This is a genomic window from Oryzihumus leptocrescens (assembly GCF_006716205.1).
Taxonomy (GTDB): Bacteria; Actinomycetota; Actinomycetes; order Actinomycetales; family Dermatophilaceae; genus Oryzihumus; species Oryzihumus leptocrescens.
In genome coordinates this window covers 881075-907915 of the sequence record NZ_VFOQ01000001.1, presented here as the reverse complement: position 1 = coordinate 907915, position 26841 = coordinate 881075, and the positions used below count along the sequence as shown (strand labels likewise).

Genomic DNA, 26841 nt, shown 5'->3' with positions numbered 1-26841 from the left:
ACGCTACCGGCCGGCTCACCGGCGGCCGACGAACCAGGCGCGGATCTTCTCGATCCGCTCCTGGACCTGCTCGGAGCTCGCCTGCTCCAGTGCCGGGCCGCCACAGGTGCGGCGCAGGTCGTTGTGCACCACGCCGTGCGGCGCGCCGGTCTTGCGGGCGTAGGCGGACACCAGCGAGTTGAGCTCCTTGCGCTGGGCGGCCAGGGCCCGGTGCGCCGCGATCGGCGCATCCGCGGCACGCTTGGTGGAGCCCTTCTGGGAGGCCTGCCGCTCGCGCAGCAGGGTGGCCACCTGGTCCGGCTCCAGCAGCCCCGGCAGCCCGAGGTACTCCTCCTCCTCGGCGCTGCCCGACTCGGCGTTGAGGCCGAACTGCTGGGCGTCGAAGAGCACGTGGTCGAACTCGGCGACGGACTCCAGCGCCTCGAAGGTGCCCTCGAGGTCGGCGGTGGACCTGGTGCTGTTGGCCTCGGCGACGAGCTGGTCCTCGGCGGCCCAGAGGTTCTCCTCCTCGCCGGGCTTGACCACCTTGTCCAGGGCGTGGTCGCGCTGCTCCTCCAGCCGGGCCGCGTGCTCCATGATCACCGGCACGTTGGGCAGGAACACCGAGGCGACCTCGCCCCGGCGACGGGCGCGCACGAACCGGCCGACCGCCTGGGCGAAGAACAGCGGCGTGGAGGTCGAGGTGGCGTAGACGCCCACGCACAGGCGGGGCACGTCGACGCCCTCGGAGACCATGCGGACCGCGACCATCCAGCGGGAGTCGCTCTGGGAGAACTCCTCGATCCGGCCGGAGGCCCCGGCGTCGTCGGAGAGCACGACGGTCGGCTTCTCGCCGGTCAGGGCGTGCAGGATCTTGGCGTAGTGCCGCGCGTTGGTCTGGTCCGAGGCGATGACCAGCGCCCCGGCGTCGGGCACGTGCCGGCGCACCTCGGAGAGCCGCTTGTCCGCGGCAGCCAGCACCGAGGGGATCCACTCCCCCTTGGCGTCCAGGGCGGTCCGCCACGCCTGCGCGGTGAGGTCCTTGGTCAGCGGCTCGCCCAGGCGAGCGGCAACCTCGTCGCCGGCGCGGGTGCGCCAGCGCATCGCGCCGCTGTAGGCGAGGAAGAGCACCGGGCGCACGACCCCGTCACGCAACGCCTCGGCATACCCGTAGGCGTAGTCGCTGGCGGACCGGCGCACCCCGGCGCGGTCCTCCTCGTAGCGCACGAAGGGGATCGGGCTGGTGTCGGAGCGGAAGGGGGTACCCGTCAGGCACAGCCGCCGGGCGGCCGGCTCGAACGCCTCACGGATCGCGTCACCCCACGACAGGTTGTCGCCTCCGTGGTGCACCTCGTCGAGGATCACCAGGGTGCGGGCCGCCTCGGTGCGGGCGCGGTGCAGCAGCGGCTTGCTCGCGACGCCGGCGTAGGTCAGCGCCACGCCGTCGAACTCGGTGTTGTGCCGGCCCATGGCGTTGGTGAACTTCGGGTCGATGTTGATGCCGACCCGGGCGGCCGCGTCGGCCCACTGCGTCTTGAGGTGCTCGGTCGGCGCCACGATCGTGACCCGGTCGATGATCCCGCGGCCGAGCAGCTCGGTGGCCACGCGCAGGGCGAACGTCGTCTTGCCGGCGCCGGGGGTGGCGACGGCGAGGAAGTCCTGCGGGCCCTCGCGCAGGTACTGCTCGAGCGCCGCCGCCTGCCAGGCACGCAGCTTGGAGGCCGTGCCCCACGCGGCGCGCTCCGGGAATGCTGGGGGGAGGTGGGATGCCGCGGCAGTACTCATAAGGGGACCGAGGGTAACGAAATCCGTGACCCGACATGCCGGGACCCCGCCACCACGGACGGGGCCCCCGGATGTGTTATCGGCCGGTCAGTCCTCGCCGTCCTGCGGCGCGCGCAGGCCCTCGTAGATCTCCTTGCAGACCGGGCAGACCGGGAACTTCTTGGGGTCGCGCCCGGGCACCCAGACCTTGCCGCACAGCGCGACGACCGGCTCCCCGGACAGCGCGCTCTCGAGGATCTTCTCCTTGCGCACGTAGTGGGAGAAGCGCTCGTGGTCACCCGGCTCCTGGACCTGCTCCTCGACCTGCTCGCGCTCGAGCACGGAGGTCGAGGTCGACGGCCCCGACGGCTGCGCCTGCGGCTCGAACGGGTCGCTCAGCGGGTTGTCGCTCATGGCCCCGAGTCTAAGCGCCCCGGTATGCCGGGTGGCCGGGACGGTGGGGCCACGCACGCTTCCGAGGATCCTCTGAGACGGACCACGCACCCTTGCGGTCATGGCAGCCTCCCCGCAGACCCAGCCCCTGCCCGCGCCCGGACGGGCGCGGCGCCGGCAGCTGCACCTGCGCGGCCGGCGGCACCAGCAGTGGCGGGCCCGCGTCGGCGACCTGCTCGAGCTGCTGGCAGCCAGCCTCCTGGTGGCCACCGTCTCGGTGTTCCTCCGAGACGGTGGCGGCCAGCACCTGGTGACCGGGTCCTGGGGCAGCCGGCTCGTGGCGGTGGGCCAGCTGACCGGCCTGGTCGCCGTCGACCTGCTGCTGGTGCAGATGCTGCTCGCCGCCCGGGTCCCCTGGGTGGACCGCGTCTACGGCTCGGACCGCGCGCTGAAGGCGCACCGCGTCCTCGGGCGGGTCACCGTGCCGCTGGTGCTCGTCCACGCCGAGTCGCTCGTGCTCGGCTACGCCGCCCGGGACGGGATGCCGTGGTGGTCGGGGTGGCTGCGGGAGCCGTTCGCGATGCTCTCCGGCGTCCCGGACATGCTCACCGCCACCATCGCGCTCGCCCTGCTGGTCCTCATCGCAGTGACCTCCGTCCGGGCTGCCATGCGCCGCGTCGGCTACGAGCGCTGGCACCTGGTGCACCTGGGGGCCTACGCGGCGGTCACGCTGGCGATCCCCCACCAGCTGTCCGTGGGCTCAGACATCACCCGGAGCGGGCTCGTGCGTGCCGCCTGGCTGGGCCTGTACGTCCTCGTGGCGGCCAGCATCGCCTGGTGGCGGTTCGCCCTGCCGGTGGTGCGCTCGGTGCGTCACCGGCTCTACGTCGAGCGCGTGGTCCAGGAGACCCCCGACACCTGGTCGGTCACCGTCAGGGGCCGGGACCTGGGTGCTCTGCAGGCGCGGGCCGGGCAGTTCTTCCAGTGGCGCTTCCTGACCCGCGGGCTGTGGGCCGCCGCCCACCCGTGGTCGCTGTCGGCCCAGCCCGACGGCAGGACCCTGCGGCTGACGGTGCGCGAGCTCGGCGACCACTCCAGCCGGCTGGCCGGCCTGCGCCCCGGCACGCGGGTCCTGGTCGAGGGCCCGTACGGCGCGTTCACCACGCACCGAAGGACCCGCCGTCGGGTGCTGCTGCTGGCCGCGGGCATCGGCGTCACGCCGATCCGTGCCCTGGCCGAGGAGCTGGCGCGCGACCCGGCCACGGCTCCCGGGGACGTCACGGTCGTCTACCGGGCCGACCAGGCCTCCCAGCTCGCGCTGCGGCAGGAGCTGGACGAGGTCAGCCGCCACGGCGGGCATCGCCTCCACCTGCTCACCGGTCCCCCGGTCCGCGGGTCGTGGCTGCCCGAGCACGTCGGCCGAGGCGGTGACGACGCCTCGGCCCTGGCCGAGCTGGTGCCCCACCTGAGGGAGCACGACGTCTACCTGTGCGGGCCGCCGGTGTGGATGGACCTGGTCCACACCAGCCTGCGCCGGGCGCGCGTGCCGCGGGCCCACATCCACGACGAGAGGTTCTCCTGGTGAGACTGCTGACCGGCGCCGCGGTCGCCGTTGCCGGCGCGGCCGCGCTGATCACGAGCTGGGAGGCCGGCGCCCAGCAGGGCAACACGCCGGTGGCCGGGGTCCACGTGGCTGCCGCGGCTCCCCCACCGGCGCCCGCCGGCAAGGCCACGCCGCCCGCACCGGGGAAGACCCACGCGGCCGGGACGGCGGTGCCGACGCTCCGGTCGGTGACCGGCGCCCTGGTCTCGACCCCCTATGGCACCGTGCAGGTGAAGGCGGTGCTCGTCGGCTCGCACCTCAAGGACGTGGTGGCGCTCAAGCTCACCGACAGCAGCTCGACGTCGGTGGGCATCAGCGGCCGGGCAGAGCCCGTGCTGCGCCGGGAGGCCGTCACCGCGCAGTCGGCGCGGATCGACTCGGTCAGTGGGGCGACGTTCACCAGCGAGGGGTACAAGCAGAGCCTGCAGGCCGCACTCGACGCCGCCCACGCCTGAGCGGCGCTCGTGCTGCGGGGTCAGACGTTGACGGTGAATCCGAGGTCGTAGTCGCTGGCGGCTCGGCCACCGGCGCCCCAGTTCTCCACAGGGCTCTCCCTGAGCAGGATCGACACGTCGTCGCGCGGGATCCCGATCGCCGCCTCCAGTCGTTCGACGATCTCGCAGTACAGGTGGCGCTTCGCCTCGATGCTACGGCCGGAGAAGCAGTCGATGGTGACGCGGGTGTAGGCGTCAGCCCTTCCGTCCTCGAGCCCGTTCACCATGCGGTGGGGCTCGAAGGTGGCGACTCGGATGTAGCGGTCCTCTGGGGGAATCCTGAACGCTGCGACGAGGCTCTCGTGCACTGCGTTGATGATCGCGACCTCCTGCTCCGGCGTGTAGGGCCTGCGGACTTCGATCAGGGTGCTCGGCATGCGCAAGTGATATCAGCCTCGCGCGCCGTCGACGTGGTTCGCCGGGCGGACGCGTCCCGGTCAGTTCATCGTGGGGTCTTCCGGGAAGCTGGCAACCAGGGCCAGGTTGCCGCGCTGGCGCCGCAGCACCTCCGGCCACAGGGACTCCGGGTCGGCACTGAAGCCGTCGCGGGCCTCGGCGTCCACGACGTACCAGCCGCCCGCCCGGATCTCGTCCTCGAGCTGCCCGGGCGACCACCCGGCATACCCGGCGAAGATGCGCAGCCCGGCGATCTCGGGAGCAACCACCAGCGGCGGGATGTCGAGGTCGACGAGCCCGAGCCCGCCGAAGAGCAGCTTGACCCCCATCGGCGCCTCTCCCCCGCCGGGCACGGAGACCAGGCCGAGGGCGGAGTCGAGCGCCACGGGTCCGCCCTGGAAGACGCGCGCGGGCGGGGTGGCCACCTCCTCCCAGCCGGGCAGGACCGCGTCGACCGTCGCGTCGAGCGGGCGGTTGATCACCACGCCCTGCGCACCCTCCTCGTCGTGGTGCAGGAGCAGGACGACGCTGCGGCGGAACACGTCGCCGCCGGTCTGCGGGGTCGCGACAAGCAGATGCCCGGTGAGGAATGGGGATTCCACACCGGGCATTCTGCCGGTCACGCTGCCGGGACAGGAGGGCCGATCGTCGTGTGACCGGTCACCCCTTCGCGGGCGTCAGTAGCGCGGGGCGCGGAAGCCGCTGCGCTGGCCGCGCGGGCGACCGGGGCCGCCGGGACGGCGGTGCTGACGCTTCTCACCCTCGAGGAGGCGACGGAACTCGTGCTCCGGCACCGGGACGCCACTGGGGGTCCGGGCACCGGTGGCCGCGAGCACGTCGTCCCCGGGGAGGGCGCGGGTCGGCACGGTCTCCAGGCCCGCCTCGCGGGCGAGGCGCTCCATGCCACGGCGCTGGTGCGGCAGCGCCAGGGTGACGACGGTGCCCTTGTCACCGGCGCGGGCGGTGCGGCCCGAGCGGTGCAGGTAGTCCTTGTGGTCGGCCGGCGGGTCGACCTGGAGCACCACGCTGACGTCGTCGACGTGGATGCCACGGGCGGCCACGTCGGTGGCGACCAGGACCGGCAGCTTGCCGTCGCGGAAGGCACCCAGGACGCGGTTGCGGGCGCCCTGGTTCAGGCCACCGTGCAGCGCCGCGGCGAAGACACCCTGCTCGCGCAGCTGCTCGGCGACGCGGTCGGCGCCGAGCTTGGTCCGCACGAACACCACGGTGCGGCCCTCGCGGTTGGCGACCTCGGCGGTGATGACCTTCTTGTGCATCGGTTCGATGAGCAGGATGTGGTGCTCCATCGTCGCGACGCTGGCGGTCGCGTCGTCGGTGGAGTGGGTCACCGGGTCGGTCAGGTAGCGCTCGACCACCGTGTCGATGCCCCGGTCCAGCGTGGCGGAGAACAGCAGTCGCTGCCCGCCGGCCGGGATGAGGTCGAGGATCGCGGTGATCTCGGGCAGGAAGCCCATCTCGGCCATGTGGTCGGCTTCGTCGAGGACGGCGATGTCGATCTCGTCGAGCTGGACGGCGCCGCGCTCGATGAGGTCGTTGAGCCGGCCCGGCGTGGCGATGAGCAGGTCGACGCCCTTCTCCAGCGCCATCAGCTGCGGCGGGTAGGGCATGCCGCCGGCGACGAGCTTGTGGCTCAGGCCGAGGACGTGCACGAGCGGCTGGAGCGCGTCGCTGACCTGCATGGCCAGCTCACGGGTCGGCACCAGCACGAGCGCCTTGGGCTTGTTGGGCTTGGCACGCTCCCCCGCCGCGAGGCGGGTCAGCATGGGCAGGCCGAAGGACAGGGTCTTGCCGGAGCCGGTCTGGCCACGGCCGAGGACGTCCTTGCCGGCCAGCGCATCCGGGATGGTCGCGGCCTGGATCGGGAAGGGCGCGGTGATGCCGTCGCGGGCGAGGCGGGCGACGATCGGGGTCGGCAGGCCGAGGGCGGCGAAGCCGTTGTCGTCGGCGATGGTCACGGGCGTCTCGACGACCTCCTCGCGACGGGCCGGACGCTCGTCACGGTCGAAACGACGCTGCGGCCGGTCGTCCCGGTTGAAGCGCTGGGGACGGTCGTCACGGTTGAACTCCCGACGGGCCGGACGCTCGTCACGGTCGAACCGACGCTGGGGACGGTCATCGCGGTCGAACTCCCGACGCGCGGGACGGTCGTCGCGGTCGAAACGACGCGCGGGACGGTCGTCCCGGTCGAAACGACGCGCGGGACGGTCGTCCCGGTCGAAGCGCTGGGGACGGTCGTCACGGTTGAACTCCCGACGGGCCGGACGCTCGTCACGGTCGAACCGACGCTGCGGACGGTCATCGCGGTCGAACTCCCGACGCGCGGGACGGTCATCGCGGTTGAACCGCTGCGGCCGGTCGTCCCGGTCGAAACGACGCGCGGGACGGTCGTCCCGGTCGAAGCGCTGGGGACGGTCATCACGGTTGAACTCCCGACGGGCCGGACGCTCATCCCGGTCGAACCGACGCTGCGGACGGTCGTCGCGGTCGAACTCCCGACGCGCGGGACGGTCATCGCGGTTGAACCGCTGCGGCCGGTCGTCGCGGTCGAAACGACGCTGCGGACGGTCGTCCCGGTCGAACTCGCGGCGCGCGGGACGGTCCTGGCGCGACTGGGGCGCGCGGTCGTCATACGAGCGGGCGGTCTGGCCGCGGTGCGGCTTCTTGGGGCCCTTCTTGACCTCCGCCTTCTTGGCGGTGGTCCAGCGGGCCTTCTTGGGCGCAGAGGAGCGCCCGGAGTGATTGGTCATCGACGAATCCACTTCGGTACTCGAGGTAGGCACGCCTCGAGCTACCTTCTGCGGTAACGATGAGAACGAGCCTCAGGCGCACCAGGCGCCCGGCGGGCCGGAGGTAACGGTTGCTATCCGGCGTGTCCCTGCCTCAACCGCGCGTGCCAGGTGCACGTGCCGGTCGGCGCGATCTGCGCCGGTCCTTGCAGGGGATGTCCCCAAGTCTACCAGCGGGACAGGGGTGCCCCTGACCAGGCGGCCCTCCGGGGGGGTCCTAGCGCCGGTCCCGCGTGGCCGTCCGGCTGGTCGGCTCGCTCGTGGGTGACGTCGTCCCGCTGGGGCTGCCGGACGGGTCGGTCGTCGACGTGCACGAGGTCGTCGGGCCGTCCGTGCTGGTCGTCGACGAGGTGGACGTCGTGCTCGTCGTCGAGGGGTCGCTGGCGCACGTCGTGCTGGTCGGGCTCGACGTCGTGGACGTGGACGTCGACGGCTCGCTCGTGGTGCTGGTGGACGACGTCGGCGACCCGCTCGTGCTGGTGGAGCTCGTCGGCGTGCCGGTCGTGCTGGTCGACGACGAGCTCGACGACGTCGAGGTCGTGCTCGTGCTCGTGGCCGGGCCGGAGGTCGTGGACGTCGCCGGCCGGGACGTGGTGGTGCTGGTGGTCGGGTGGCTGGTCAGCGAGGGCGGCATCCCGGGCGTCTCGACGGTGCTCCACGGCTGGTGCGGCGACCCCGGCGTGACCGTCGAGGTGCTGTCCAGGACCGACTGCGTGCCGTCGCGGTAGGCCAGGCCCCAGGACAGCACTGACCGCAGGTAGTCGACCGAGTTGTTGTAGCGCAGGATCGCGCGGGCCAGACCGGCATCGGTGGCCAGGTCCAGCGACCCCGAGCACAGGTAGCGCCCGGCGGCGAGGGACGCGTCATACACGTTGTCGGGGCTGGCGACGCCGTCGTGGTTGCCGTCCGAGGCGTAGCTGGCCCAGGTGGCGGGCACGAACTGCATCGGCCCCACCGCGCGGTCGAAGCGGGTGTCACCGTCGAGGCTGCCGCGGTCGGTGTCACGGATCACCGCGGTGCCGGGCATCGAGCCGTCCAGGACCGGACCCAGGATCGCGCCACGAGTGGTGCCGTTGGCGTCGACCCGGCCGCCGGCCGCGTGACCCGACTCGATCCGGCCGATCCCGGCGAGGACCCACCACTGCAGGTGGCACGAGGGGTCGGACACCGCGAGCGAGGACGCTGCCCGGCGGTAGGAGTCGAGCACCGTGCGCGGCACGGCGAAGTCCTCGACCGGTGCGTCCTGGATCCGGGCCGCGACCAGGGCGACCTTGGCGGTCTTGCGGGCGCTGACCCCGTCCACCGCGCCCGAGCCGTCGCCGAGGGTGCCGTCAGGGCCGAACCACGCCTCGAACCGGGCCAGGTCGTCCGGGCCGGTGGCCGGCTTCTGGGCGGTGCCCTGCACCCGGTCAAACGCCCCGGCCGGTGGCCCGGTGAGGGCCCCGACGACGCACGCCGCGACCACGGCAGCGCTCAGCAGGGTCAGGCCGGCACGGCGTGGGAAGCGGATGCGGATCACGGTCGGTGCGGTCATGGCGTCTCGGCGGTCGTCCTGGTCACGGTCGGGAGGTTCGGTGTGGTGCGAGTGGTCGAGTCAGACCGGGCAAACCCGTTGCGGGCCAACAACTACGCAACCACGAAGCGCGATAAGAACCCTACGGCCCACGGCGTAGATCCGCTCACCCAGACCCCGCAGGAGGACATCGTCACCAAGGACGACGACGCGCCGCGGCCGGTCGGCGGGAGAGGCGCCCGCCGACCGGCCGCGACCGGCTCACGCCTCGATCGGCACGACCTCGGATCCGGCCTCGGCTCCCGCTGCGCCGGCGGCCGCCTCCTTGGCCCGGAGGGCGGCGGCCTCGACCGCGGCGGCGACCACCTTGGTGACGTCGGGGTGGAACACGCTGGGCACGATGTAGGCGGGGTTGAGCTGGTCGTCCGTGACCACGCCGGCGAGGGCGTCCGCCGCCGCGAGCAGCACGTCGTCGGTGACCGACGTGGACGCCGCGTCCAGCAGGCCGCGGAACACCCCGGGGAAGGCCAGCACGTTGTTGATCTGGTTGGCGAAGTCCGAGCGCCCGGTGGCCACGACTGCGGCGTGACGGGCCGCCTCGGCGGGGTCGACCTCGGGCTCGGGGTTGGCCATGGCGAACACGATGGCGCCCGGGGCCATCGTCTCGATGTCCTCGCCGGTGAGGATGTGCGGCGCCGAGACGCCGATGAACACGTCCGCGCCGGCCAGGGCCTCACGCAGCGTGCCGGTCAGCCCGCGCTCGTTGGTGTGCGAGGCGATCCAGCGCAGGTTGTCGTGGCCGTTGTCGACGATGTCCTCGCGGTCGGCGTGGACGACCCCGTGGAAGTCGGCGACGACGACGTCGCGCGCGCCGGCCTTGAGCAGCAGCTTGAGGATGGCGGTGCCCGCCGCCCCGGCGCCGCTCATGACGATGCGCACGTCCGGCAGGGCCTTGTGGACGCAGCGCAGGGCGTTGCGCAGGGCGGCCAGCGCCACGATCGCGGTGCCGTGCTGGTCGTCATGGAAGACGGGGATGTCCAGCTCCTCGCGCAGCCGCGCCTCGACCTCGAAGCAGCGCGGCGCGGAGATGTCCTCCAGGTTGATCCCGGCGAACACCGGGGCGATCGCCTTGACCGCGGCCACGATCTCGTCGGTGTCCTGGGTGTCCAGGCAGATCGGGAAGGCGTCGATGTCGGCGAACCGCTTGAACAGCGCCGCCTTGCCCTCCATGACCGGCAGCGCGGCCAGCGGACCGAGGTTGCCCAGCCCGAGCACGGCCGAGCCGTCGGTGACCACGGCGACGGTGTTGCGCTTGATGGTCAGGCGCCGCGCGTCGTCGGGGTTCTCGGCGATGGCGGTGCAGATCCGCGCGACGCCGGGGGTGTAGATCAGGGACAGGTCGTCACGGTTGCGGATCGGGACCTTGGACTCGATCTTGAGCTTGCCGCCGAGGTGGACCAGGAACGTGCGGTCGCTGACCTTGCCGATCTGCACGCCCTCGACGGCGCGCATCGCCTCGACGATCTCGTCGGCGTGGGAGCTGTCGCGGGCAGCCGCGGTCACGTCCACGCGCAGCCGCGACGGCCCGGACGCGGTGACGTCGAGTCCCGTGACCAGGCCGCCGCTGCGCTCGATCGCGGTGGTGAGCTCACTGACCGCGGTGGCACGGGCCGCGAGCTCGAGGCGGACGGTGATGGAGTTGGAGACCGAGGGCGCAGCTGGCATGCGCCTCATCTTTCCAACTACTCGCCGGTATGCCGAACCAGGCCCTTGCGCCGGACGACACCGATGGCGACAATCACCGCCGCCAGCACGACGCTCAGCTCGAGCTCGAGCCGGTGCTCCGGGCGGATCACCATGAGCACGAGCACGCCGACGATGAACACGATCGTGGCCCAGGTCAGCGTCGGGAACAGCCACATCCGCACGGCCGGCCGGTGCCCCTCGGCGTCCAGGCGGCGGCGCATCACCAGCTGCGAGCAGGCGATGACGAGGTAGACGAACAGGGCGATCGCACCGGAGCTGGCCAGCAGGTAGCCGAAGATCTTCTCCGGGAGCAGGTAGTTGCCGGCGACCCCGAGGAAGCCGACGACCGAGCTGGCGATGATGGCCTTGGCCGGCACGCCGCGGCGGGTCGTGGTGGCCCAGCCGCTGGGCGCGTCACCGCGCTGCGAGAGCGAGAACGCCATGCGGGAGGCGGTGTAGAGCGCGGAGTTCAGGCAGGACGCGACGGCGGTCAGGATGACCACGTCCATGACCGGGGCGGCCCAGGTGATGCCCATCTGCTCGAGGGCGAACTGGTAGGAGCCCTTGTCCGCCAGGCCCTTGGCGTTCCAGGCGACCAGGGAGACGACGACGAGGATGGAGCCGAGGTAGAAGAGGCTGATCCGCGAGATCACCGAGTTGACGGCCTTGCGGATGCCGGCCTCGGGGTTGGGCGACTCGGCGGCGGCGATGGTGACGATCTCGGTGCCCATGAAGGTGAACATCGTCGTGAGCATCGCGGCGAGCACGGCACCGAAGCCGTTGGGCATGAAGCCCCCGTTGCTGAACAGGTGGCTGACGCCGGAGGTGTGGGAGCCGGGCAGCACGCCGGCGATGGCCAGCACGCCGAGCACGATGAACGCGACGATGGCGACGACCTTGACCAGGGCGAACCAGAACTCGAACTCGCCGTAGTTCTTCACCGAGAACAGGTTGGTGACCATGAGCAGGCCGGTGATGAGCAGGGCGAAGACCCATGTGGACACGCTCGGGATCCACCCGTTGAGGATCTTGGCGCCGGCGGTGGCCTCGATCGGGATGACCAGCACCCAGAACCACCAGTAGAGCCAGCCGATGGAGAACCCGGCCCAGCGCCCGAGGGCGCGGTCGGCGTACGTCGAGAAGGACCCGGTGTCGGGCTGGGCGGTGGCCATCTCGCCGAGCATGCGCATGACGAGGACGACCAGCGTCCCGGCGAGGGCGTAGGCGACGAGGACCGCCGGCCCAGCGGCCGCGATGGCGGTCGAGGACCCGACGAACAGGCCTGCTCCGATGACGCCCGCGATGGAGATCATCGTGATGTGGCGGGGCTTGAGGCCGGCGTCGAGGGTGCCCGACTCCGGAGCCTCGATGGTTCTCTCGGCTGAGGTGGTCATCGGAGCACCATGGACGCAAGGGCAGAAAGGCCGCAAATCGTCGCGTTGTCAAGGGCGCTGGTCACAGCGCCTGCACAGCCCCCTCACAAGGGGCTGCCCGACGGTCAGCGGGCGTGGGCCCGCCGGCGCCGGCGCAGGCGGATGACCACCAGGCGCTCGGCGATCCGCTGCCCGTTGCGCGCGAGCCAGAGGCACACGGCCGCCAGCGGCACCTCGACGAGGAGGGCCATCGGCAGCGACAGGGCCAGCTCCTTGAGGCTCGGGGCGGTCACCACGTCGAACCAGGCGTCGACGAGGAGCATCATCGCGGTCATCGACGCCGACACGGTGAGCACGGGTGAACGGCGGAAGGCCGACCACGCGGTCCACGTGAGCATGGCCAGGAGCGCGAGGTCGAAGCCGACCCAGGCCAGGTCGTAGTGCGCGGCGGTCTGCTTGCTGGGCAGGGTGACCGCCAGGAAGACCGTCCACGGCACCATCGCGGCGGCCAGCACGGTGAACACCGGCCCGGCCCAGGCGGCGCGACGCCCCGCGCGGCCGAGCTCCCGGTCGGTCACGCCCTCCTCGGCCGGGACGGCCCGGTCGACCGCACGGACCGCGTCCTGGGCGACCTCGGCCGCCTGGTCGACCACCGACTCCTCGCTCATGGGCACACTCTCGCACGCGCCTGCCGCCCGACCTGCACCTTCGCGGGAAGCACGCCGGCCCCGTCGCCGTTGTACCCCACGAACACCCGCTCCCGACGAAGGACCGATCCCATGGCGACCACCGCCCTCACCGCGCAGACGTTCGAGCCGACCGTGCTCCAGGACGGCATCGTGCTCGTCGACTTCTGGGCCGAGTGGTGCGGCCCGTGCCGCATGTTCGCGCCCGTGTTCGAGAAGGCCTCCGAGACCCACCCGGACATCACCTTCGGCAAGGTCGACACCGAGGCCGAGCAGGCGCTGTCCGCCGCCGCCGGGATCAGCTCGATCCCCACGCTGATGGCCTTCCGCGACGGCATCCTCGTGTTCGCCCAGCCCGGTGCGCTGCCGGCGCCGGCCCTCGAGCAGGTCATCACCGCGGTCCGCGGGCTCGACATGGAGGACGTGCGCGCGCAGGTCGCCCAGGAAGAGGCTGCGCGCGCCGCGAAGTGACAGGCTGAGGCGCATGGACGCCGACGCCTGGAACGCCCGGTATGCCGGGTCGGAGCTCGTCTGGTCCGCCGGCCCCAACCAGTGGGTCGAGTCGGAGCTGGCAGTGCTGCCGCCCGGCCGCGCGCTGGACCTGGCCTGCGGTGAGGGGCGCAACGCGTTGTGGCTGGCCGGCCTCGGCTGGCAGGTCACCGCCTCCGACTTCGCCGAGCAGGGCCTGGCCAAGGGCCGCGCCGCCCAGGCACGCCTCGAGGCGACCGGTCGGCCGTTGGCGGTCGAGTGGGTCTGCGCCGACGCGACCGCCGTGACCTGGCCGCCGGACGCCTTCGACCTCGTCGTGATCAGCTACCTGCAGCTGGTGGCCGACCTGCGCCGCGAGGCCACCCGCCGGGCGGCCGCCGCGCTCGCCCCCGGCGGGACCCTGCTGGTCGTCGGCCACGACACCAGCAACCTGGCCGACGGCTGGGGCGGCCCGCAGGAACCGGCGGTGCTGTTCTCCACGGCCGACGTCGTGGACGACGTCGTCGGCCTGGGACTGGAGGTCGTGCGCGCCGACCGCGTCGAGCGGCACGTGGAGACCGCGGACGGCCCGCGGGTCGCCCTGGACGCGCTGGTCCGGCTGCGTCGGCCGGGCTGACCCGCCGGGTCAGCCGCCCAGGACCTGGCGCACCTGCCGGGCGATCTCCACGTCCTCCCGCGCCCGGACCACGAGGACCCGGGCGTCCCCCGCGCCGATGTCCGCATCGGTCCCCCCGTCCGCGATGTCGTTGGCGTCGTCGTCGACCCGCACGCCGAGGAACCCCAGCCGGGCGGCGACCAGCCGGCGTACGGGCGCCGCCCGCTCCCCCACCCCGCCGGTGAACACCAGCACGTCCAGGCCCCCGGCCGCCCCGGCCATCGCCCCGACCCCGGTCACCACACGGTGCACCCACGTGTCCAGCGCCAGCGCGGCGTCGGCGTCGCGCTCGGCCGCGCGTCGTAGCACCTCGCGCATGTCCGCGGTGCCGCACAGGCCGAGCAGGCCGGACCGGTGCTCCAGGGCATCGGCCACCTCCTGCGGGGGGATGCCCTCGTGCTCCTCCAGCCACAGCAGCAGCCCCGGGTCGACCGTGCCGGAGCGGGTGCCCATCACCAGCCCCTCCAGCGGGGTGAAGCCCATGGTCGTGTCCACCGCGCGGCCGTCGACCACCGCCGACAGGGAGCAGCCCGAGCCGAGGTGGGCCACCACCACCCGCAGCCCGGCACGGCCGCCGGCCAGCTGCGCGGCCCGGGAGCTGGCCCAGGCGTGGGAGAGGCCGTGGAAGCCGAACCGCCGCAGCCCGTAGCGCTCCCGCCACTCCCGGGGCAGGGCGTAGGTGGCCGCCCCCGCGGGCAGGCCGGCGAAGAACGCCGTGTCGAAGCAGGCCACCGCCGGCGCCCCGGGCAGCGCCCGGCCGACCGCGTCCAGGGCCCGCAGGGACTTCGGCTGGTGCAGCGGGGCGAGGTCGACCAGGGCGCCGAGCTCCTCGCGCACCCGCGCGTCGACCCGGACCGGACCGGTCAGGTGGTGGCCGCCGTGCACGACCCGGTGTCCGACGGCGTCGATGCCGTCCATCCCGCGCAGGGCCTCGGCGAGGCGGTCCTCGTCCAGGCCGTCGCCACTGACCTCGAGCTCCTCGGCGGCGAGCGCCTCGTCCCCGGCGAGCACGGCGAGCTTGAGGCTGCTGGACCCCGCGTTGACGGTCAGCACCCTCACCGGCCGGCCTCATCCTCTGCCGGCCACGGCCACTCCCAGCTGCTGATCGCCGGGTCGTCCTCGCCGTGGTCACGCGTCCACTGCCGGGCCGCGAAGCGCCGGTCGACCATCTCCTGGCGCAGCCCCGCCGCGCGCACGCCGAGCCCGGGCACCCGGTCGATGACGTCCATGACCAGGTGGAAGCGGTCGAGGTCGTTGAGCATGACCATGTCGAACGGCGTGGTGGTGGTGCCGTTCTCCTTGTAGCCGCGCACGTGCAGGTTGGCGTGGTTGGTGCGCCGGTAGGTCAGCCGGTGGATCAGCCAGGGGTAGCCGTGGAACGCGAAGACGACCGGCCGGTCGGGGGTGAAGAGCTCGTCGAAGTCGCGGTCGGGCAGGCCGTGAGGGTGCTCCGCAGTCGGCTGCAGACGCATGAGGTCGACCACGTTGACCACCCGGACCCGCAGCTCGGGCAGGTGCTCGCGCAGCAGCGCCACCGCGGCCAGGGTCTCCAGGGTGGGCACGTCCCCGGCACAGGCCATGACGACGTCGGGCTCCTCGCCCGCCGAGGTGCCGGCCCACTCCCACACGCCCAGCCCCCGGGCGCAGTGGGCCCGGGCCCGCTCCAGGGTGAGGTAGTCCAGCGCCGGGTTCTTGCCGGCGACGATGACGTTGACCTTGTCGGTGCCGGCCAGGCAGTGCTCGGCCACGGCCAGCAGGCTGTTGGCGTCCGGGGGCAGGTAGACCCGGACGATCTCGGCCTTCTTGTTGACCACGTGGTCGATGAACCCGGGGTCCTGGTGGGAGAAGCCGTTGTGGTCCTGGCGCCACACGTGCGAGGAGAGCAGGTAGTTCAGCGACGGGATCGGCCGGCGCCAGGGCAGGTCACGGGTGACCTTGAGCCACTTGGCGTGCTGGTTGAACATCGAGTCCACGATGTGCACGAACGCCTCGTAGCAGTTGAACAGCCCGTGCCGTCCGGTGAGCAGGTAGCCCTCCAGCCAGCCCTGGCACAGGTGCTCGGACAGAACCTCCATGACGCGCCCGTCCGGCGCGAGGTGGTCGTCCCCGGCATACCGGTGGGCCATCCACGTGCGGTCGGTGACCTCGAACAGGTCCTGGAGGCGGTTGGAGGCGGTCTCGTCCGGGCCCATGACCCGGAAGCGGTCGGCGTTGTCCTGCATGACGTCCCGCAGCCACCCGCCCAGCACCTGTGTTGCGGCGCTGGCTCCGCGGCCGGGGTGGACGACCTCGACGGCGTGACCGGCGGCGTCGGGCAGGTCCAGCGGTCGCATCAGCAAGCCACCGTTGGCGTGCGGGTTGTCGCTCATCCGGCGTTGCCCGCGCGGTGCCGCCCGCCAGATCGCCTCGACCGGGGCGCCGTCGTCGTCGAACAGCTCCTCGGGCCGGTAGGAGCGCAGCCACTGCTCGAGCATCGCGAGGTGCTCGGGGTTGGTGCGCACCGCGGAGAGGGGCACCTGGTGTGCGCGGAAGGTGCCCTCGACCGGCACGCCGTCCACCTCGCGCGGGCCGGTCCAGCCCTTGGGGGTGCGCAGCACCACCATCGGCCAGGTGGGCCGCTCGACCGTCTCGTCGGGACCGGCCGAGCGGGCCCGGTCGCCGATCGCGGCGATGATGTCGACGCACTCCTCCAGCGCCTCGGCGAGGGCCACGTGGACCTGCTCGGGGTCGTCGCCGGTGACGAACCGCGGCTCCCAGCCGGCGCCCTCGAGCAGGCGGCGCAGCTGGTCCTCCGGGATGCGGGCCAGCACCGTCGGCCCCGCGATCTTGTAGCCGTTGAGGTGCAGCACCGGCAGCACCGCGCCGTCGGTCAGCGGGTTGAGGAAGGCGGTGGAGTGCCAGCTCGCCGCCAGCGCGCCGGTCTCGGCCTCCCCGTCGCCGACGACGCAGGCGACCAGCAGGCCGGGGTTGTCGAAGGCTGCCCCGAATGCGTGGGCCAGGGAGTAGCCGAGCTCACCACCCTCGTGAATCGAGCCCGGGGTCTCGGGGGCGACGTGGCTGGGGATGCCACCGGGGAAGCTGAACTGGCGGAACAGCCGGCGCATCCCCTCCTCGTCCTGGCCGACCTGCGGGTAGACCTCGCTGTAGGTGCCCTCGAGCCACGTGTTGGCCACCACCGCGGGCCCGCCGTGCCCGGGGCCGGCCACGAAGATCGCGTCGAGGTCGCGCTCGCGGATGAGCCGGTTGAGGTGGGCGTAGACCAGGTTCAGGCCCGGGCTGGTGCCCCAGTGCCCGAGCAGCCGGGGCTTGACGTGCTCGGGGCGCAGCGGCTCACGCAGCAGCGGGTTGTCCAACAGGTAGATCTGGCCGACGGCGCAGTAGTTCGCGGCGCGCCACCACAGGTCGACGGCTTGCAGGTCCGGGTCGAGCGCCACGGGTGGTTCCCCTCATCGGTGCTGCACGGCATACGTGCTGACCACGCTCGCCGACCCGTCTGCCCGCCGCAACCGGTTCGCACCCACGGGGGGTCCTTGGGGCCCGCCCAAGGGGACCTTCGGCCCAACCTGACCCGGCACCGCCCGACACGCTTCGTGAGGTGAAGGCGTGGATCGTGGACCAACCCGGCCCCATCGCCACGGGGCCGCTGCGCGAGGTCGAGCGCGAGGCGCCGGTGCCGGCGCCCGGGCAGGTGCGGGTGAGGGTCCTGTGCTGCGGGGTGTGCCGCACCGACCTGCACCTGGCCGAGGGCGACCTGGCCCCACGGCGGCACGGCGTCATCCCGGGGCACGAGGTGGTGGGGGTCGTCGACGAGCTCGGGCCCGGGGCCACCCGCTTCGCGCGGGGCGACCGGGTGGGGGTCGCGTGGCTCGGGGCCACCGACGGGACCTGCCGCTTCTGTCGGCGTGGCGAGGAGAACCTGTGCCTGTCGCCGACGTTCACGGGCTGGGACGTCGACGGTGGCTACGCCGAGCAGTGCCTCGTCGACGAGCGGTTCGCCTACGCGCTGCCGGACAGCATCAGCGACGACCAGGCCGCGCCGTTGCTGTGCGCCGGGATCATCGGCTTCCGGGCGCTGAAGGCCACCGCGGTCCGACCCGGGGGCGCGCTCGGGATCTACGGCTTCGGCGGCAGTGCCCACCTGACCTCCCAGATCGCCCTCAGGCAGGGCATCCGGGTGCACGTGCTGACCCGGGGCGACCGCAACCGCCGCCTGGCGCTGGCGCTGGGCGCGGACTCCGTGGGCGGGCCGACCGACGAGCCGCCGGAGAAGCTCGACGGGGCGATCCTGTTCGCCCCCAGCGGCGAGCTCGTGCCGGTGGCGCTGCGGGCCCTCGACCGTGGCGGCACCGCGGCGGTCGCCGGCATCTGGATGTCCGACATCCCCTCGCTCAACTACGACCGGGAGCTGTTCGAGGAGCGGCGGCTGCGCAGCGTCACCGCCAACACCCGGGCCGACGGCGAGGAGCTGCTGACCCTCGCCGCCCGCCTCGGCGTGCGCGCCACGACCCACTCCTACCCGCTGGCGTGGGCCGACGGCGCGCTGCGCGACCTGGCCTCAGGGGCGTTCGACGGCGCGGCGGTGCTGCACCCCTGACCGCGCGGGTGAACCATGGGGGCATCCCCCTCGTGGTGGCGGTGGGAGGTGTGGTGAGCGAGACCCCGGACCAGCTGATGCAGGCGCTGCACGCGGAGCACGCGGGCGCCCTGTGGGGCTTCTGCCTGCGCCTGACCGGCGGCGACCGCGCCCGGGCCGAGGACGTCGTGCAGGAGACGCTGCTGCGGGCGTGGCGCTCGCCGAAGGTGCTCGACCAGTCCGGCGGCTCAGCCCGCGCCTGGCTCTTCACCGTCGCGCGGCACATCGTCGTGGACGAGTGGCGCTCGGCCCGCAACCGCCACGAGCTCGCCGTCGACGAGCCGCCCGAGGTGCCCACCGCCGACCGCACCGACCAGCTCCTGCAGTCGTGGCTGGTCGCCGACGCGCTGGCGCAGCTCTCGCCCGAGCACCGTGCCGTGCTCCTGGAGTGCTACTACCGTGGCCGGTCGGTGGCCGAAGCCGCCCGGATCCTCGAGGTGCCGGAGGGCACCGTGAAGTCCCGCACGCACTACGCCCTGCGCGCCCTGCGCCTGGCCCTGCAGGAGATGGGGGTGACCTCGTGAGCACCGACGCCTACGCCGAGTACGACGCCGCCTACGTCCTGGGGGCCCTGTCGCCGGAGGACCGCCGCGACTACGAGGCCCACCTGGCCACGTGCGAGGACTGTGCCCGCGCGGTGCGCGAGCTCGCCGGTATGCCGGGCCTGCTCGCCCGGGTGCCCCGCGAGGAGGTCGAGGGCCCGGTGCCCGAGGTCCCGCCGACGCTGCTGCCCCGGCTGGCCCGCGAGGTGCGCCGGGAACGCGTCCGGCGGCGGTGGGCGCTGGGCGGTGCCGGCGCCGCGGCTGCCGCGCTGCTGGCCGTCGCCGTCGCCGGCGGGGTGGCGCAGGTCGGGACCCCCTCCACCGCGCCGGCGCCGGTCGGCACCGCGATGAGCCAGGTCGCCGTGACCCCGCTGCACGCGAGCGCCCGCCTGGTCGGGGTCGCCTGGGGCACCCGGATCGAGCTGACCTGCACCTACGACACGCGGTACTACGGCAGCTCCGACGTCTCCTACGCGCTGTTCGTCGTCGACCGCTCAGGGCACGCGGAGCAGGTGGCCACGTGGGCGGCGGTGCCCGGCAAGGTCTCGCAGGTGACCGCGGCCAGCGCCACCCGGTCGGCCGACATCGCCCGGGTTGAGGTCCGCACCGCCGCGGGCACCCCGGTCCTGACCCTGGCGTCCTGACCCCGGCGCCCCGGCCTCCTGACCCTGACGTCCGGCCCCGTCTCTCGACCGGACACGGCTTGACCCGCGAATCGAGGTGTCTGGGCGTCCGATTCGCGGGTCAAGCCGTGTTCAGTGGATGGGGGTCAGGAGCCGGGGACGCGCCGGTCAGTAACCCCCGCGGACGCCGCCCGAGCTCGACGGGGCGGTGGTGACCGCCTTGCCGGCGGGCGAGACGGCATACCAGGTGCCACCGAAGCTCTTCATGCCCTGTCCGGTGACGTCGCCGGGCTTGCTGTCCTGGACGAACGTGTACAGCGGCCACCCACCCGCCGTGAGCGCCTTGCCGCCGGCCATGGTCGCGGTCGTGCCGATCGTGGCGGTGATCCCCGGCAGGGACGTCGGGGTGGACGCGCCGGGCGGCACCGCGGGCCAGTAGCTCAGGCAGCTCGACGCGCAGCTGGAGTGCCCGGGGGTGTCGGCGGTGAGCAGGTAGACGGTGCGGCCGCGGGCGTCGACGAGGACCGGGCCGAGGGACGTGGTGCGGACCGCGAGGGTGCCGGTGGCGGCCGGGGTGGATGCTGAAGGCCCGCCCGGGTTCGAGGACGCCGGACTGCCGGCGGTGGTGGTGCTGCCGCAGGCCGCGAGGCCCAGGACGGCAAGGGATCCGACTGCAGCGATGACGCGCATGGTGACCTCCAGGTGGACTCACTGCAGTCACGACCCACAGGGCTGTGGCGTTCACACCGTGGGGGTGGTGGAGGTCAGGCGCCCGGCCCTGGTGAGGTCCCGGGTCGGCGCCCGGGGGCGATCACGTCGTGGGTCCGGTCGTCGGCACCGTCGTCGTGGTGTCGGTCAGGGACGTCGACGCCGCGGTCGTCGACGTCGTCAGGCTGGTCGTCGGCGGGTCCGTCGTGGTCGTGGTCGTGGTCGTGGTCGTGGTCGTGGTCGTGGTCGTCGGCGGGTTCGTCGTCGTGGTGGTGGTGGGCGGGTTCGTCGTGGTCGTGGTCGGCGGGTCCGTCGTCGTGGTGGTGGGCGGGTTCGTCGTGGTGGTGGTCGTGGTCGTGGGCGGGTCCGTCGTCGTGGTGGTCGGCGGGTTCGTCGTGGTGGTGGACGTCGAGGTCGACGTGGTCGGAGTCGTCGGGGTCGTCGTCGGCGACGTGGTCGGGCCGGTGGTGGTGGTCACCGGGGTGGTCGGCGTGCCGGGCCCACCGCCGGTGGGCCCGCCACCGGCGGTGCCCGGTGGCCGCCCGCCGAACGTCGGCGGGACGACGACCAGGTGACCGCCACCGCGCGGCGTCGCCGAGCTGACCTGGCCGCTCGCCGAGGTCCGCAGGAACGGAGGTGCGACGTAGGCCGCGGTCGCCCCGGCGCCAGTCGCCAGGACACCCGTCCCCGGTGCCGGCGTGGGCTGGGCCAGGCGCGGCACGGTCAGGCCCCAGGGGTCGAACAGGCTGAGCGAGGGGCCCTCCTGCCCGGTCCCGCCGAGCAGGCTCGGGGTCGGCCCGGTGCTGACGAGGGCCCCCTGGGCCGCGGGCTCGCTCTGCTGCGCCGCGACGACGAACGCGCCGACGACGAAGGCGCAGGCAGCCCCCAGCAGCCCGGCCCGGCCGATGACGATGACGCGTGGCGACAGCGCGAGCTTTCGCGGCGCCTCGGTGTCGCCCTCCGCACCGGCCGCTGGGGCCCCCACACCCCAGCGGTCGGGGCGCCCCGCCGGTTGCGGGAGGGGTGTTGCCGGGTTCTCAGCAGTCATGACCCTCGTCCGATCGACCTGCCGCGGGCGAGCGCTCCCCTCACCTCGCGGGGCGTTGTGACGCCGCTTTCGAGGCTACTGAGCAGGGTGGATCGACATCTCCCGCAAAGGGACGAGGCGCGACCGGCGCCGGGCACGCTGTCTGTGGCGTGCCCGCCCCTGGCGGGCACGACGAAGGGCCCGACCAGGTGGTCGGGCCCTTCGTCGTGAGGGTGAAGCAGTGCGACGTACCCATGAGTGGTGGAGGTGGCGGGAATCGAACCCGCGTCCGCTGACGTGAATCCAGGGCTTCTCCGGGTGCAGTGCGCTGTGGAGTTTCTCGGCCCCAGAGCTCGCGCGCACACGTCCTCTGACAGGCCCAGTCGAGTAAGAGTCCCGCGCAGTCCCCCGACATGACTGCGCAGCAAGCTACCTAGCTGACGCCAGGATCTCGGTCAGTAGCAAACCGAGGCTGACGGACTTCGGGGCTCGCTCAGGCGGCGAGGGCGAAGTCGGTGCGCTTGGAATTGGCACCTATTGGTTTACAGGGAGCGTTAACGAGATAACCCTGCGTCCTCGACCCGCTTCCCCTGGAATGACGACCAACGTCGAAACCGATCACCCCCATGGGGTGGCTACGTCGCACTGTTCACTTCTCAACCTGCTGCCGGCTCGGTGCCGGTGCACCAAGCCTATCCGTCCAACGGACGGGACCGCCAAGCCATTCCCGGTATGCCGGGTGGCCGTCCCGCGTGCCCCTCCCCCGGGGGAGCCGGGACATGGGTCTCTGGTCGCCGCGGCACGGCGCGGCTTGGCTCGTCGGCATGGACAGCCAGCAACACGGCATACCGGCGGGTGGGGCGGTCGGTGTCGCGCCGCAGCGGGCCGCGAGGCCGCTCCGCGCCGAGCCGGTGCTGCGCGCCGAGCACCTCGTGCGCCGGTTCGGGGACCGGATCGCCGTCGCTGACGTCGGGTTCACGGTCGCCCCCGGGGAGACGTACGGCCTGCTCGGGCCCAACGGCGCCGGGAAGACCACGACGATCCGGCTGGTCTGCGGGCTGCTGACCCCCGACTCGGGACGGGTGACCATCGGCAGCCACCTGATGGACGGCGGTGGCACGGCGGCCAGGGCGCTGGTCGGCTACGTACCCCAGGAGGTCGCGCTCTACCCGGACCTGACGGCGCGGGAGAACCTGCGCTTCTTCGGCCGGCTCTACGCCCTGCCCCGGCGGGTGCTGCAGCAACGCGTCGAGGAGGTGCTGGACCTGGTCGACCTGCGCGACCGCGCCGAGGACCGGGTGGACTCCTTCTCCGGCGGGATGCAGCGCCGGCTCAACATCGGGGCCGGTCTGCTGCACCGGCCGACGCTGCTGGTGCTGGACGAGCCCACCGTCGGGGTCGACCCGCAGAGCCGGCACGCGATCCTGGAGAGCGTGCGCCGGTTCGGTGCCAGCGGGATGGCTGTGCTCTACACGACGCATTACATGGAGGAGGCCGAGCGGATCTGCGACCGGGTCGGGATCATCGACCACGGCCGGCTGGTCGCCGAGGGCACCCGGCGCGAGCTGGTCTCCCGCCTCGGGGAACGCGACCGGATCACGCTGACGGCCACCGGTGACCTGACCGCGTTCGCGACCGCCTGTCGCGGGCTGGCCGGGGTCGACGGCGCGGACGTCTCCGGGCCCGAGGTGCACCTCGTCGTGCGCGAGGGGCGCCACCTGCTGCCGGCCGTGCTCGAGGCCGCCGACCGGGCGGGCGCAGCGGTGAGCTCGGTCGACGTGGCCGAGCCCGACCTCGAGGCGGTCTTCCTGCACCTGACCGGCACCGCGCTGCGGGAGTGAGGGTGCCGGTCGCGCTCGTCATCGCGCTGAAGGACCTGCGGCAACGGCTGCGGGACCGCTCCGCGGTCGTCATCGGCTTCGTGGCCCCGCTCGCGGTGGCGGGCCTGATCAGCCTGGCGTTCGGCGGGGTGGACACCTTCCACGCCGACGTGGCGGTCGTGGACCACGACACGGGGCCGGTGTCTGCCGGGTTCACCGCCTTCCTGACCAGCCCGGAGCTCGCGGACGTCGTGACCGTGCGGCGGGTCGACTCCGACGCCGCGGCCACCCGGATGGTGCGGGACGGCACCGTCGGGGCGGCCTTCGTGGTGCCCGCGGGGTGGTCCGGGGCGATGCACGGCAGCGGCCCGGCCCCGGACATGACCGTTCTCGCCAACGTCGACTCCCCCGTGGCCGGTCAGGTGGCCGCGTCACTGGCCGAGGCGTTCTCGGCCCAGCTCGACGCCGACCGGCTCTCCGTCGCCGCTGCCCTGGCCGCCGGCGCCGCACCGACCCGCACCGCCGAGCTGGCCGCCGCTGCGGCACAGGGCCGGCTGCCGGAGTCCGTGGTCGAACGCCCCGCCGGCACCAAGGTGCTCTCGGCACGCAGCTACTACGCCCCGGCGATGGGCATCTTCTTCCTCCTGTTCTCCATCGGCTTCGGTGCGCGCAGCTTCTTCCAGGAGCGCAGCGCGGGCACCCTCGACCGGATCGCAGCGGCGCCGGTGGGGCCCGGCGCCATCCTGCTGGGCAAGTCGCTGGCCACCTTCGCCTACGGGGCGATCAGCCTGGGCACCGTCGCCGTCACCACGTCGCTGGTCTTCCACGCCGACTGGGGCCCACCGCCGATGGTCCTGGCGCTGGTGCTGGCGCTGTCCTTCACGCTCGTCGGGCTGACCGCCCTGGTCATCACGGTCGCCCGGACCGAACGGCAGGCCGACGGGATCGCGGCGATGCTGACCTTCGGCCTGGTCCTGCTCGGCGGCAACTTCATCTTCATCAGCGCCGCACCGCCCGCCCTGCGCACGCTGTCCCTGTTCACCCCCAACGGCTGGGCCCTGCGCGCCTTCACCGACCTCGCCGGTGGCGCCGGCTGGACCGCGGCGCTGCCGCCGCTGCTGGCGATCCTGGCCTTCGGTGCCGCGGCGATGGGCGGCGCGGTCCTGCTGCGCCGACGGGTGCTGGCATGAGTGCGGACCCGGGCCGGCGGCGGCCGTGACCGCCGCCCTGGCACTGGCCGGCGCCGAGCTGCGGCGGGTGGTGCGCGACCGGACCGCCCTGTTCTTCATGGTGCTGCTGCCGGTGCTGGTCATCCTGCTCATCGGCGCGACCGTCTCGGGCAACACCGCGACCCGGGTGGGCATCGTCGGCGGCGGCTCCGGCCCCCTGGCCGGCCGGCTCGCCCAGGACCTGGGCCAGGCCCCCCGGCTCGAGACCCGCGCGTTCTCCTCCCGCGCCGACAGCGTGGCGGCCCTGCGCCGCGGCGAGGTCGCGGCGGTCGTCGACCTCCCGTCGGACCTGGACCGCAGCCTGGCCAGCGGCGGGTCCGCGACCGTCGCGGTGGTGACCACCTCCGCCGTGGCCCAGTCGGCACAGGGGGCCCTGTCGACGGTGCGGGCCGTCGTGGCCCGGCACGCCGCCACGGTGCAGGCGGCCCGCTTCGTCACCCAGCACAGCGCCGTGGGCCTGGACGACGCCCTGACGCTGGCCCGGACCGTCGAGGCGACCTCGCCGCCGACCCAGGTCAGCACCACCGTCGTGAACAGCACGGCGAACACGCTGCCGCTCGGCTTCAGCTACAGCGCGCCGACCATGCTCGTGCTGTTCGTCTTCGTCAACGCCCTGGCCGGCGGGGCGGCCATGATCCAGACCCGGCGCACGGGGGTGTTCGCGCGGGCCCTGGCCGCGCCGGTCCGCCCGCGGGACATCGTGCTGGGCGAGGGGCTGTGCTACCTGCTCCTGGCGCTGGGCCAGGCGGCCCTCATCGTGCTCGTCGGGGCGCTGCTGTTCGGGGTGAGCTGGGGCAACCCGATCGCCGCGGTCGCACTGGTGGGGACCTGGGCGCTGGTGGGCACCGGCGCCGGGATGCTCTCCGGCACGCTCTTCCGGACCCCGGAGCAGGCGAGCGCCATCGGGCCGGCGGTCGGCATCGCCTTCGGCATGCTCGGCGGCTGCATGTGGCCGCTGGAGATCGTGCCGCCCGCCGTGCGGGCCCTGGGCCACCTCACCCCGCACGCCTGGGCGGTCGACGCCTGGGTGGTGCTGCTCTCCCGCGGCGGAGGGCTGCTGGACATCCTGCGCCAGCTGGCGGTGCTGCTCGCGTTCGCCGCGGGGCTGCTCGTCCTGGCGTCGCTGCGCCTGCGCCGCTCACTGGCGACCTGACCCCCGGCGGGCGCACGGCATACCGCACCGGGGGTGAGCACCCTCACGCCCGCTGGCGGAAGGGTGCCCGGCCCCGCATGGTTGCCTAGGGAGGCCCGACCCGGGCCCCGACCCACCCCCCCCAACCTGAAAGGGCGTCCTCCCCCATGACGACCAGCCGCGAGTGGCACCTGACCCGGCGACCCCACGGGGAGCCCGTCGACGAGGACTTCGCCCTCGTCGATGTGGAGCTGCCCGAGCCCGGCGCCGGACAGGTCGTCGTCCGCAACACGTTCCTGTCGGTCGACCCCTACATGCGTGGGCGGATGAACGACGTGAAGTCCTACGTCCCGCCGTTCGAGCTCGACAAGCCCATGGACGGCGAGGCCGTCGGCGTGGTCGAGGCCGTCGGCGAGGACGCCGTGGACGCCACCGGCGCGCCGATCTCGGTGGGCGACACCGTGATCCACCCGCTCGGCTGGCGCACTCGCGCCCTCCTCCCGGCCAAGCACGCCCGCGTCCTCGACACCGACCTCGCGCCGGCACAGGCCTTCCTCGGAGTCCTGGGCATGCCGGGGCTGACCGCCTACGCCGGCCTGCTGCGCGTCGCCGAGTTCACCGAGGGCGACGCGGTGTTCGTCTCCGCCGCGGCCGGTGCCGTCGGTTCGCTCGTGGGCCAGATCGCCCGGCTCAAGGGCGCCTCCCGCGTCGTCGGCAGCGCCGGCGGGCCCGAGAAGGTGCAGTGGCTCCAGGACGACGCCGGCTTCAACGCCGCGGTCGACTACAAGGCCGCCCCGATCCGCCAGGGCCTGGCCGAGGCCGCTCCCGAGGGCATCGACATCTACTTCGACAACGTGGGCGGTGACCACCTCGAGGCCGCCATCGGCGCCCTGCGGCAGAACGGTCGCGCGGCCCTGTGCGGCGCGATCTCGGTCTACAACAACACCGAGGCGGCCCCCGGCCCCCGCAACATGGCGATGATCATCGGCAAGCGCCTGACGCTGCGCGGCTTCATCGTCTCCGACCACCGCGACCTGCGCCCGCAGTTCGAGGCGGAGGTCGGCCAGTGGCTCGCCGAGGGCAAGATCGCCTGGCGCGAGACGGTCGTCGACGGCATCGAGAACGCCGTCGAGGGCTTCCGCGGCCTGCTCACCGGTGGCAACACCGGCAAGATGCTGATCCGTCTCTGACGGCTGGCAGCGTCACCGGACACCGCCTGGCCCGCGTTT

Annotated in this window: 24 protein-coding genes and 1 other RNA gene; 12 read left to right on the top strand and 13 right to left on the bottom strand. The window is 73.3% G+C overall.

Going from position 1 to position 26841, the window contains the following annotated elements:
* Positions 1–15: 15 nt before the first annotated feature.
* Both FB474_RS04265 and FB474_RS04260 read right to left on the bottom strand, forming a co-directional pair.
* On the bottom strand, positions 16–1764 hold the full coding sequence (locus FB474_RS04265; protein ID WP_141787526.1) for a DEAD/DEAH box helicase: 1749 nt from the start codon (positions 1762–1764) through the stop codon (positions 16–18).
* 87 nt (positions 1765–1851) lie between these two features.
* On the bottom strand, positions 1852–2157 hold the full coding sequence (locus tag FB474_RS04260; protein ID WP_141787525.1) for a DUF3039 domain-containing protein: 306 nt from the start codon (positions 2155–2157) through the stop codon (positions 1852–1854).
* Between the two features lie 100 nt (positions 2158–2257).
* On the opposite strand from FB474_RS04260, the gene FB474_RS04255 reads away from it, so the two are divergent.
* Together FB474_RS04255 and FB474_RS04250 are read left to right on the top strand one after the other, a co-directional pair.
* A complete protein-coding gene (locus FB474_RS04255) occupies positions 2258–3721 on the top strand; it encodes a ferredoxin reductase family protein (protein ID WP_141787524.1) in 1464 nt (487 codons plus the stop codon).
* A complete protein-coding gene (locus FB474_RS04250) occupies positions 3718–4194 on the top strand; it encodes an FMN-binding protein (RefSeq protein WP_246092037.1) in 477 nt (158 codons plus the stop codon). Before FB474_RS04255 ends, FB474_RS04250 begins: the two co-directional genes overlap by 4 nt.
* Before the next feature lie 20 nt (positions 4195–4214).
* Here FB474_RS04250 and FB474_RS04245 read toward each other — a convergent pair whose 3' ends face one another.
* From FB474_RS04245 to FB474_RS04215, 7 genes are all read right to left on the bottom strand, one after another.
* Positions 4215–4610 carry a tautomerase family protein gene (locus FB474_RS04245; protein WP_141787523.1) on the bottom strand — a complete coding sequence of 132 codons (396 nt, stop codon included), beginning with the start codon at positions 4608–4610 and terminating at the stop codon, positions 4215–4217.
* A gap of 60 nt (positions 4611–4670) precedes the next feature.
* Positions 4671–5240: a YqgE/AlgH family protein gene (locus FB474_RS04240; RefSeq protein WP_141787522.1), complete on the bottom strand. Its 570-nt coding sequence runs from the start codon at positions 5238–5240 to the stop codon at positions 4671–4673.
* 66 nt (positions 5241–5306) lie between these two features.
* Complete coding sequence (locus FB474_RS04235) at positions 5307–7397, bottom strand: DEAD/DEAH box helicase (RefSeq protein WP_141787521.1); 2091 nt, start codon at positions 7395–7397, stop codon at positions 5307–5309.
* Between the two features lie 256 nt (positions 7398–7653).
* On the bottom strand, positions 7654–8970 hold the full coding sequence (locus FB474_RS04230; protein ID WP_141787520.1) for a lytic transglycosylase domain-containing protein: 1317 nt from the start codon (positions 8968–8970) through the stop codon (positions 7654–7656).
* 240 nt (positions 8971–9210) lie between these two features.
* A complete protein-coding gene (locus FB474_RS04225; RefSeq protein ID WP_141787519.1) occupies positions 9211–10674 on the bottom strand; it encodes an NAD-dependent malic enzyme in 1464 nt (487 codons plus the stop codon).
* Between the two features lie 17 nt (positions 10675–10691).
* Positions 10692–12089, bottom strand: a complete 1398-nt coding sequence (locus FB474_RS04220; RefSeq protein WP_141787518.1) for an amino acid permease — start codon at positions 12087–12089, stop codon at positions 10692–10694.
* 104 nt (positions 12090–12193) lie between these two features.
* Entirely contained in the window at positions 12194–12736 is a 543-nt protein-coding gene (locus FB474_RS04215) for a hypothetical protein (protein ID WP_141787517.1), read from the bottom strand.
* Between the two features lie 111 nt (positions 12737–12847).
* Between FB474_RS04215 and trxA the strand changes: the two genes are divergently transcribed.
* Both trxA and FB474_RS04205 read left to right on the top strand, forming a co-directional pair.
* Positions 12848–13225: a thioredoxin gene (gene trxA, locus FB474_RS04210; protein WP_141787516.1), complete on the top strand. Its 378-nt coding sequence runs from the start codon at positions 12848–12850 to the stop codon at positions 13223–13225.
* 13 nt (positions 13226–13238) lie between these two features.
* Complete coding sequence (locus tag FB474_RS04205; RefSeq protein WP_141787515.1) at positions 13239–13859, top strand: class I SAM-dependent methyltransferase; 621 nt, start codon at positions 13239–13241, stop codon at positions 13857–13859.
* 9 nt (positions 13860–13868) lie between these two features.
* Here FB474_RS04205 and FB474_RS04200 read toward each other — a convergent pair whose 3' ends face one another.
* Positions 13869–14957 (bottom strand): acetate/propionate family kinase, encoded by a 1089-nt coding sequence (locus FB474_RS04200; RefSeq protein WP_141787514.1) that lies wholly within the window; start codon positions 14955–14957, stop codon positions 13869–13871.
* On the bottom strand, positions 14954–17332 hold the full coding sequence (locus FB474_RS04195; protein WP_141787513.1) for a phosphoketolase family protein: 2379 nt from the start codon (positions 17330–17332) through the stop codon (positions 14954–14956). The genes FB474_RS04200 and FB474_RS04195 overlap by 4 nt, the downstream gene beginning before the upstream one ends.
* Positions 17333–17493: 161 nt before the next feature.
* Between FB474_RS04195 and FB474_RS04190 the strand changes: the two genes are divergently transcribed.
* The 3 genes from FB474_RS04190 to FB474_RS04180 are packed head-to-tail and all read left to right on the top strand — an operon-like array spanning position 17494 to position 19717.
* Positions 17494–18492 carry a zinc-dependent alcohol dehydrogenase family protein gene (locus tag FB474_RS04190; RefSeq protein WP_141787512.1) on the top strand — a complete coding sequence of 333 codons (999 nt, stop codon included), beginning with the start codon at positions 17494–17496 and terminating at the stop codon, positions 18490–18492.
* Positions 18493–18545: 53 nt separating this feature from the next.
* Positions 18546–19055, top strand: coding sequence for a sigma-70 family RNA polymerase sigma factor (locus FB474_RS04185; protein ID WP_185746030.1), 510 nt, complete (start codon positions 18546–18548; stop codon positions 19053–19055).
* The gene (locus FB474_RS04180) at positions 19052–19717 is read left to right on the top strand and encodes an anti-sigma factor family protein (protein ID WP_141787511.1); all 666 of its coding nucleotides are present in this window, start codon (positions 19052–19054) and stop codon (positions 19715–19717) included. The genes FB474_RS04185 and FB474_RS04180 overlap by 4 nt, the downstream gene beginning before the upstream one ends.
* A gap of 147 nt (positions 19718–19864) precedes the next feature.
* Here the strand turns inward: FB474_RS04180 and FB474_RS04175 are convergent, their stop codons facing one another.
* Positions 19865–20386, bottom strand: a complete 522-nt coding sequence (locus FB474_RS04175; RefSeq protein WP_141787510.1) for a COG4315 family predicted lipoprotein — start codon at positions 20384–20386, stop codon at positions 19865–19867.
* A 128-nt stretch (positions 20387–20514) separates the two neighbouring features.
* Between FB474_RS04175 and FB474_RS20620 the strand changes: the two genes are divergently transcribed.
* Positions 20515–20979 (top strand): hypothetical protein, encoded by a 465-nt coding sequence (locus tag FB474_RS20620; protein ID WP_185746029.1) that lies wholly within the window; start codon positions 20515–20517, stop codon positions 20977–20979.
* A 711-nt stretch (positions 20980–21690) separates the two neighbouring features.
* On the opposite strand, the gene ssrA is transcribed toward FB474_RS20620, so the two are convergent.
* Positions 21691–22057: a transfer-messenger RNA gene (gene ssrA / locus FB474_RS04160) on the bottom strand.
* A gap of 198 nt (positions 22058–22255) precedes the next feature.
* Here ssrA and FB474_RS04155 point away from each other — a divergent pair.
* The 4 genes from FB474_RS04155 to FB474_RS04140 all read left to right on the top strand — a co-directional run bounded on the left by FB474_RS04155 (position 22256) and on the right by FB474_RS04140 (position 26802).
* Positions 22256–23272: an ABC transporter ATP-binding protein gene (locus tag FB474_RS04155; RefSeq protein ID WP_141787509.1), complete on the top strand. Its 1017-nt coding sequence runs from the start codon at positions 22256–22258 to the stop codon at positions 23270–23272.
* Between the two features lie 2 nt (positions 23273–23274).
* Positions 23275–24441, top strand: coding sequence for an ABC transporter permease (locus FB474_RS04150; protein ID WP_141787508.1), 1167 nt, complete (start codon positions 23275–23277; stop codon positions 24439–24441).
* Between the two features lie 25 nt (positions 24442–24466).
* Positions 24467–25633: an ABC transporter permease gene (locus tag FB474_RS04145; protein WP_185746028.1), complete on the top strand. Its 1167-nt coding sequence runs from the start codon at positions 24467–24469 to the stop codon at positions 25631–25633.
* Between the two features lie 146 nt (positions 25634–25779).
* On the top strand, positions 25780–26802 hold the full coding sequence (locus FB474_RS04140; protein ID WP_141787506.1) for an NADP-dependent oxidoreductase: 1023 nt from the start codon (positions 25780–25782) through the stop codon (positions 26800–26802).
* Positions 26803–26841 lie beyond the last annotated feature (39 nt).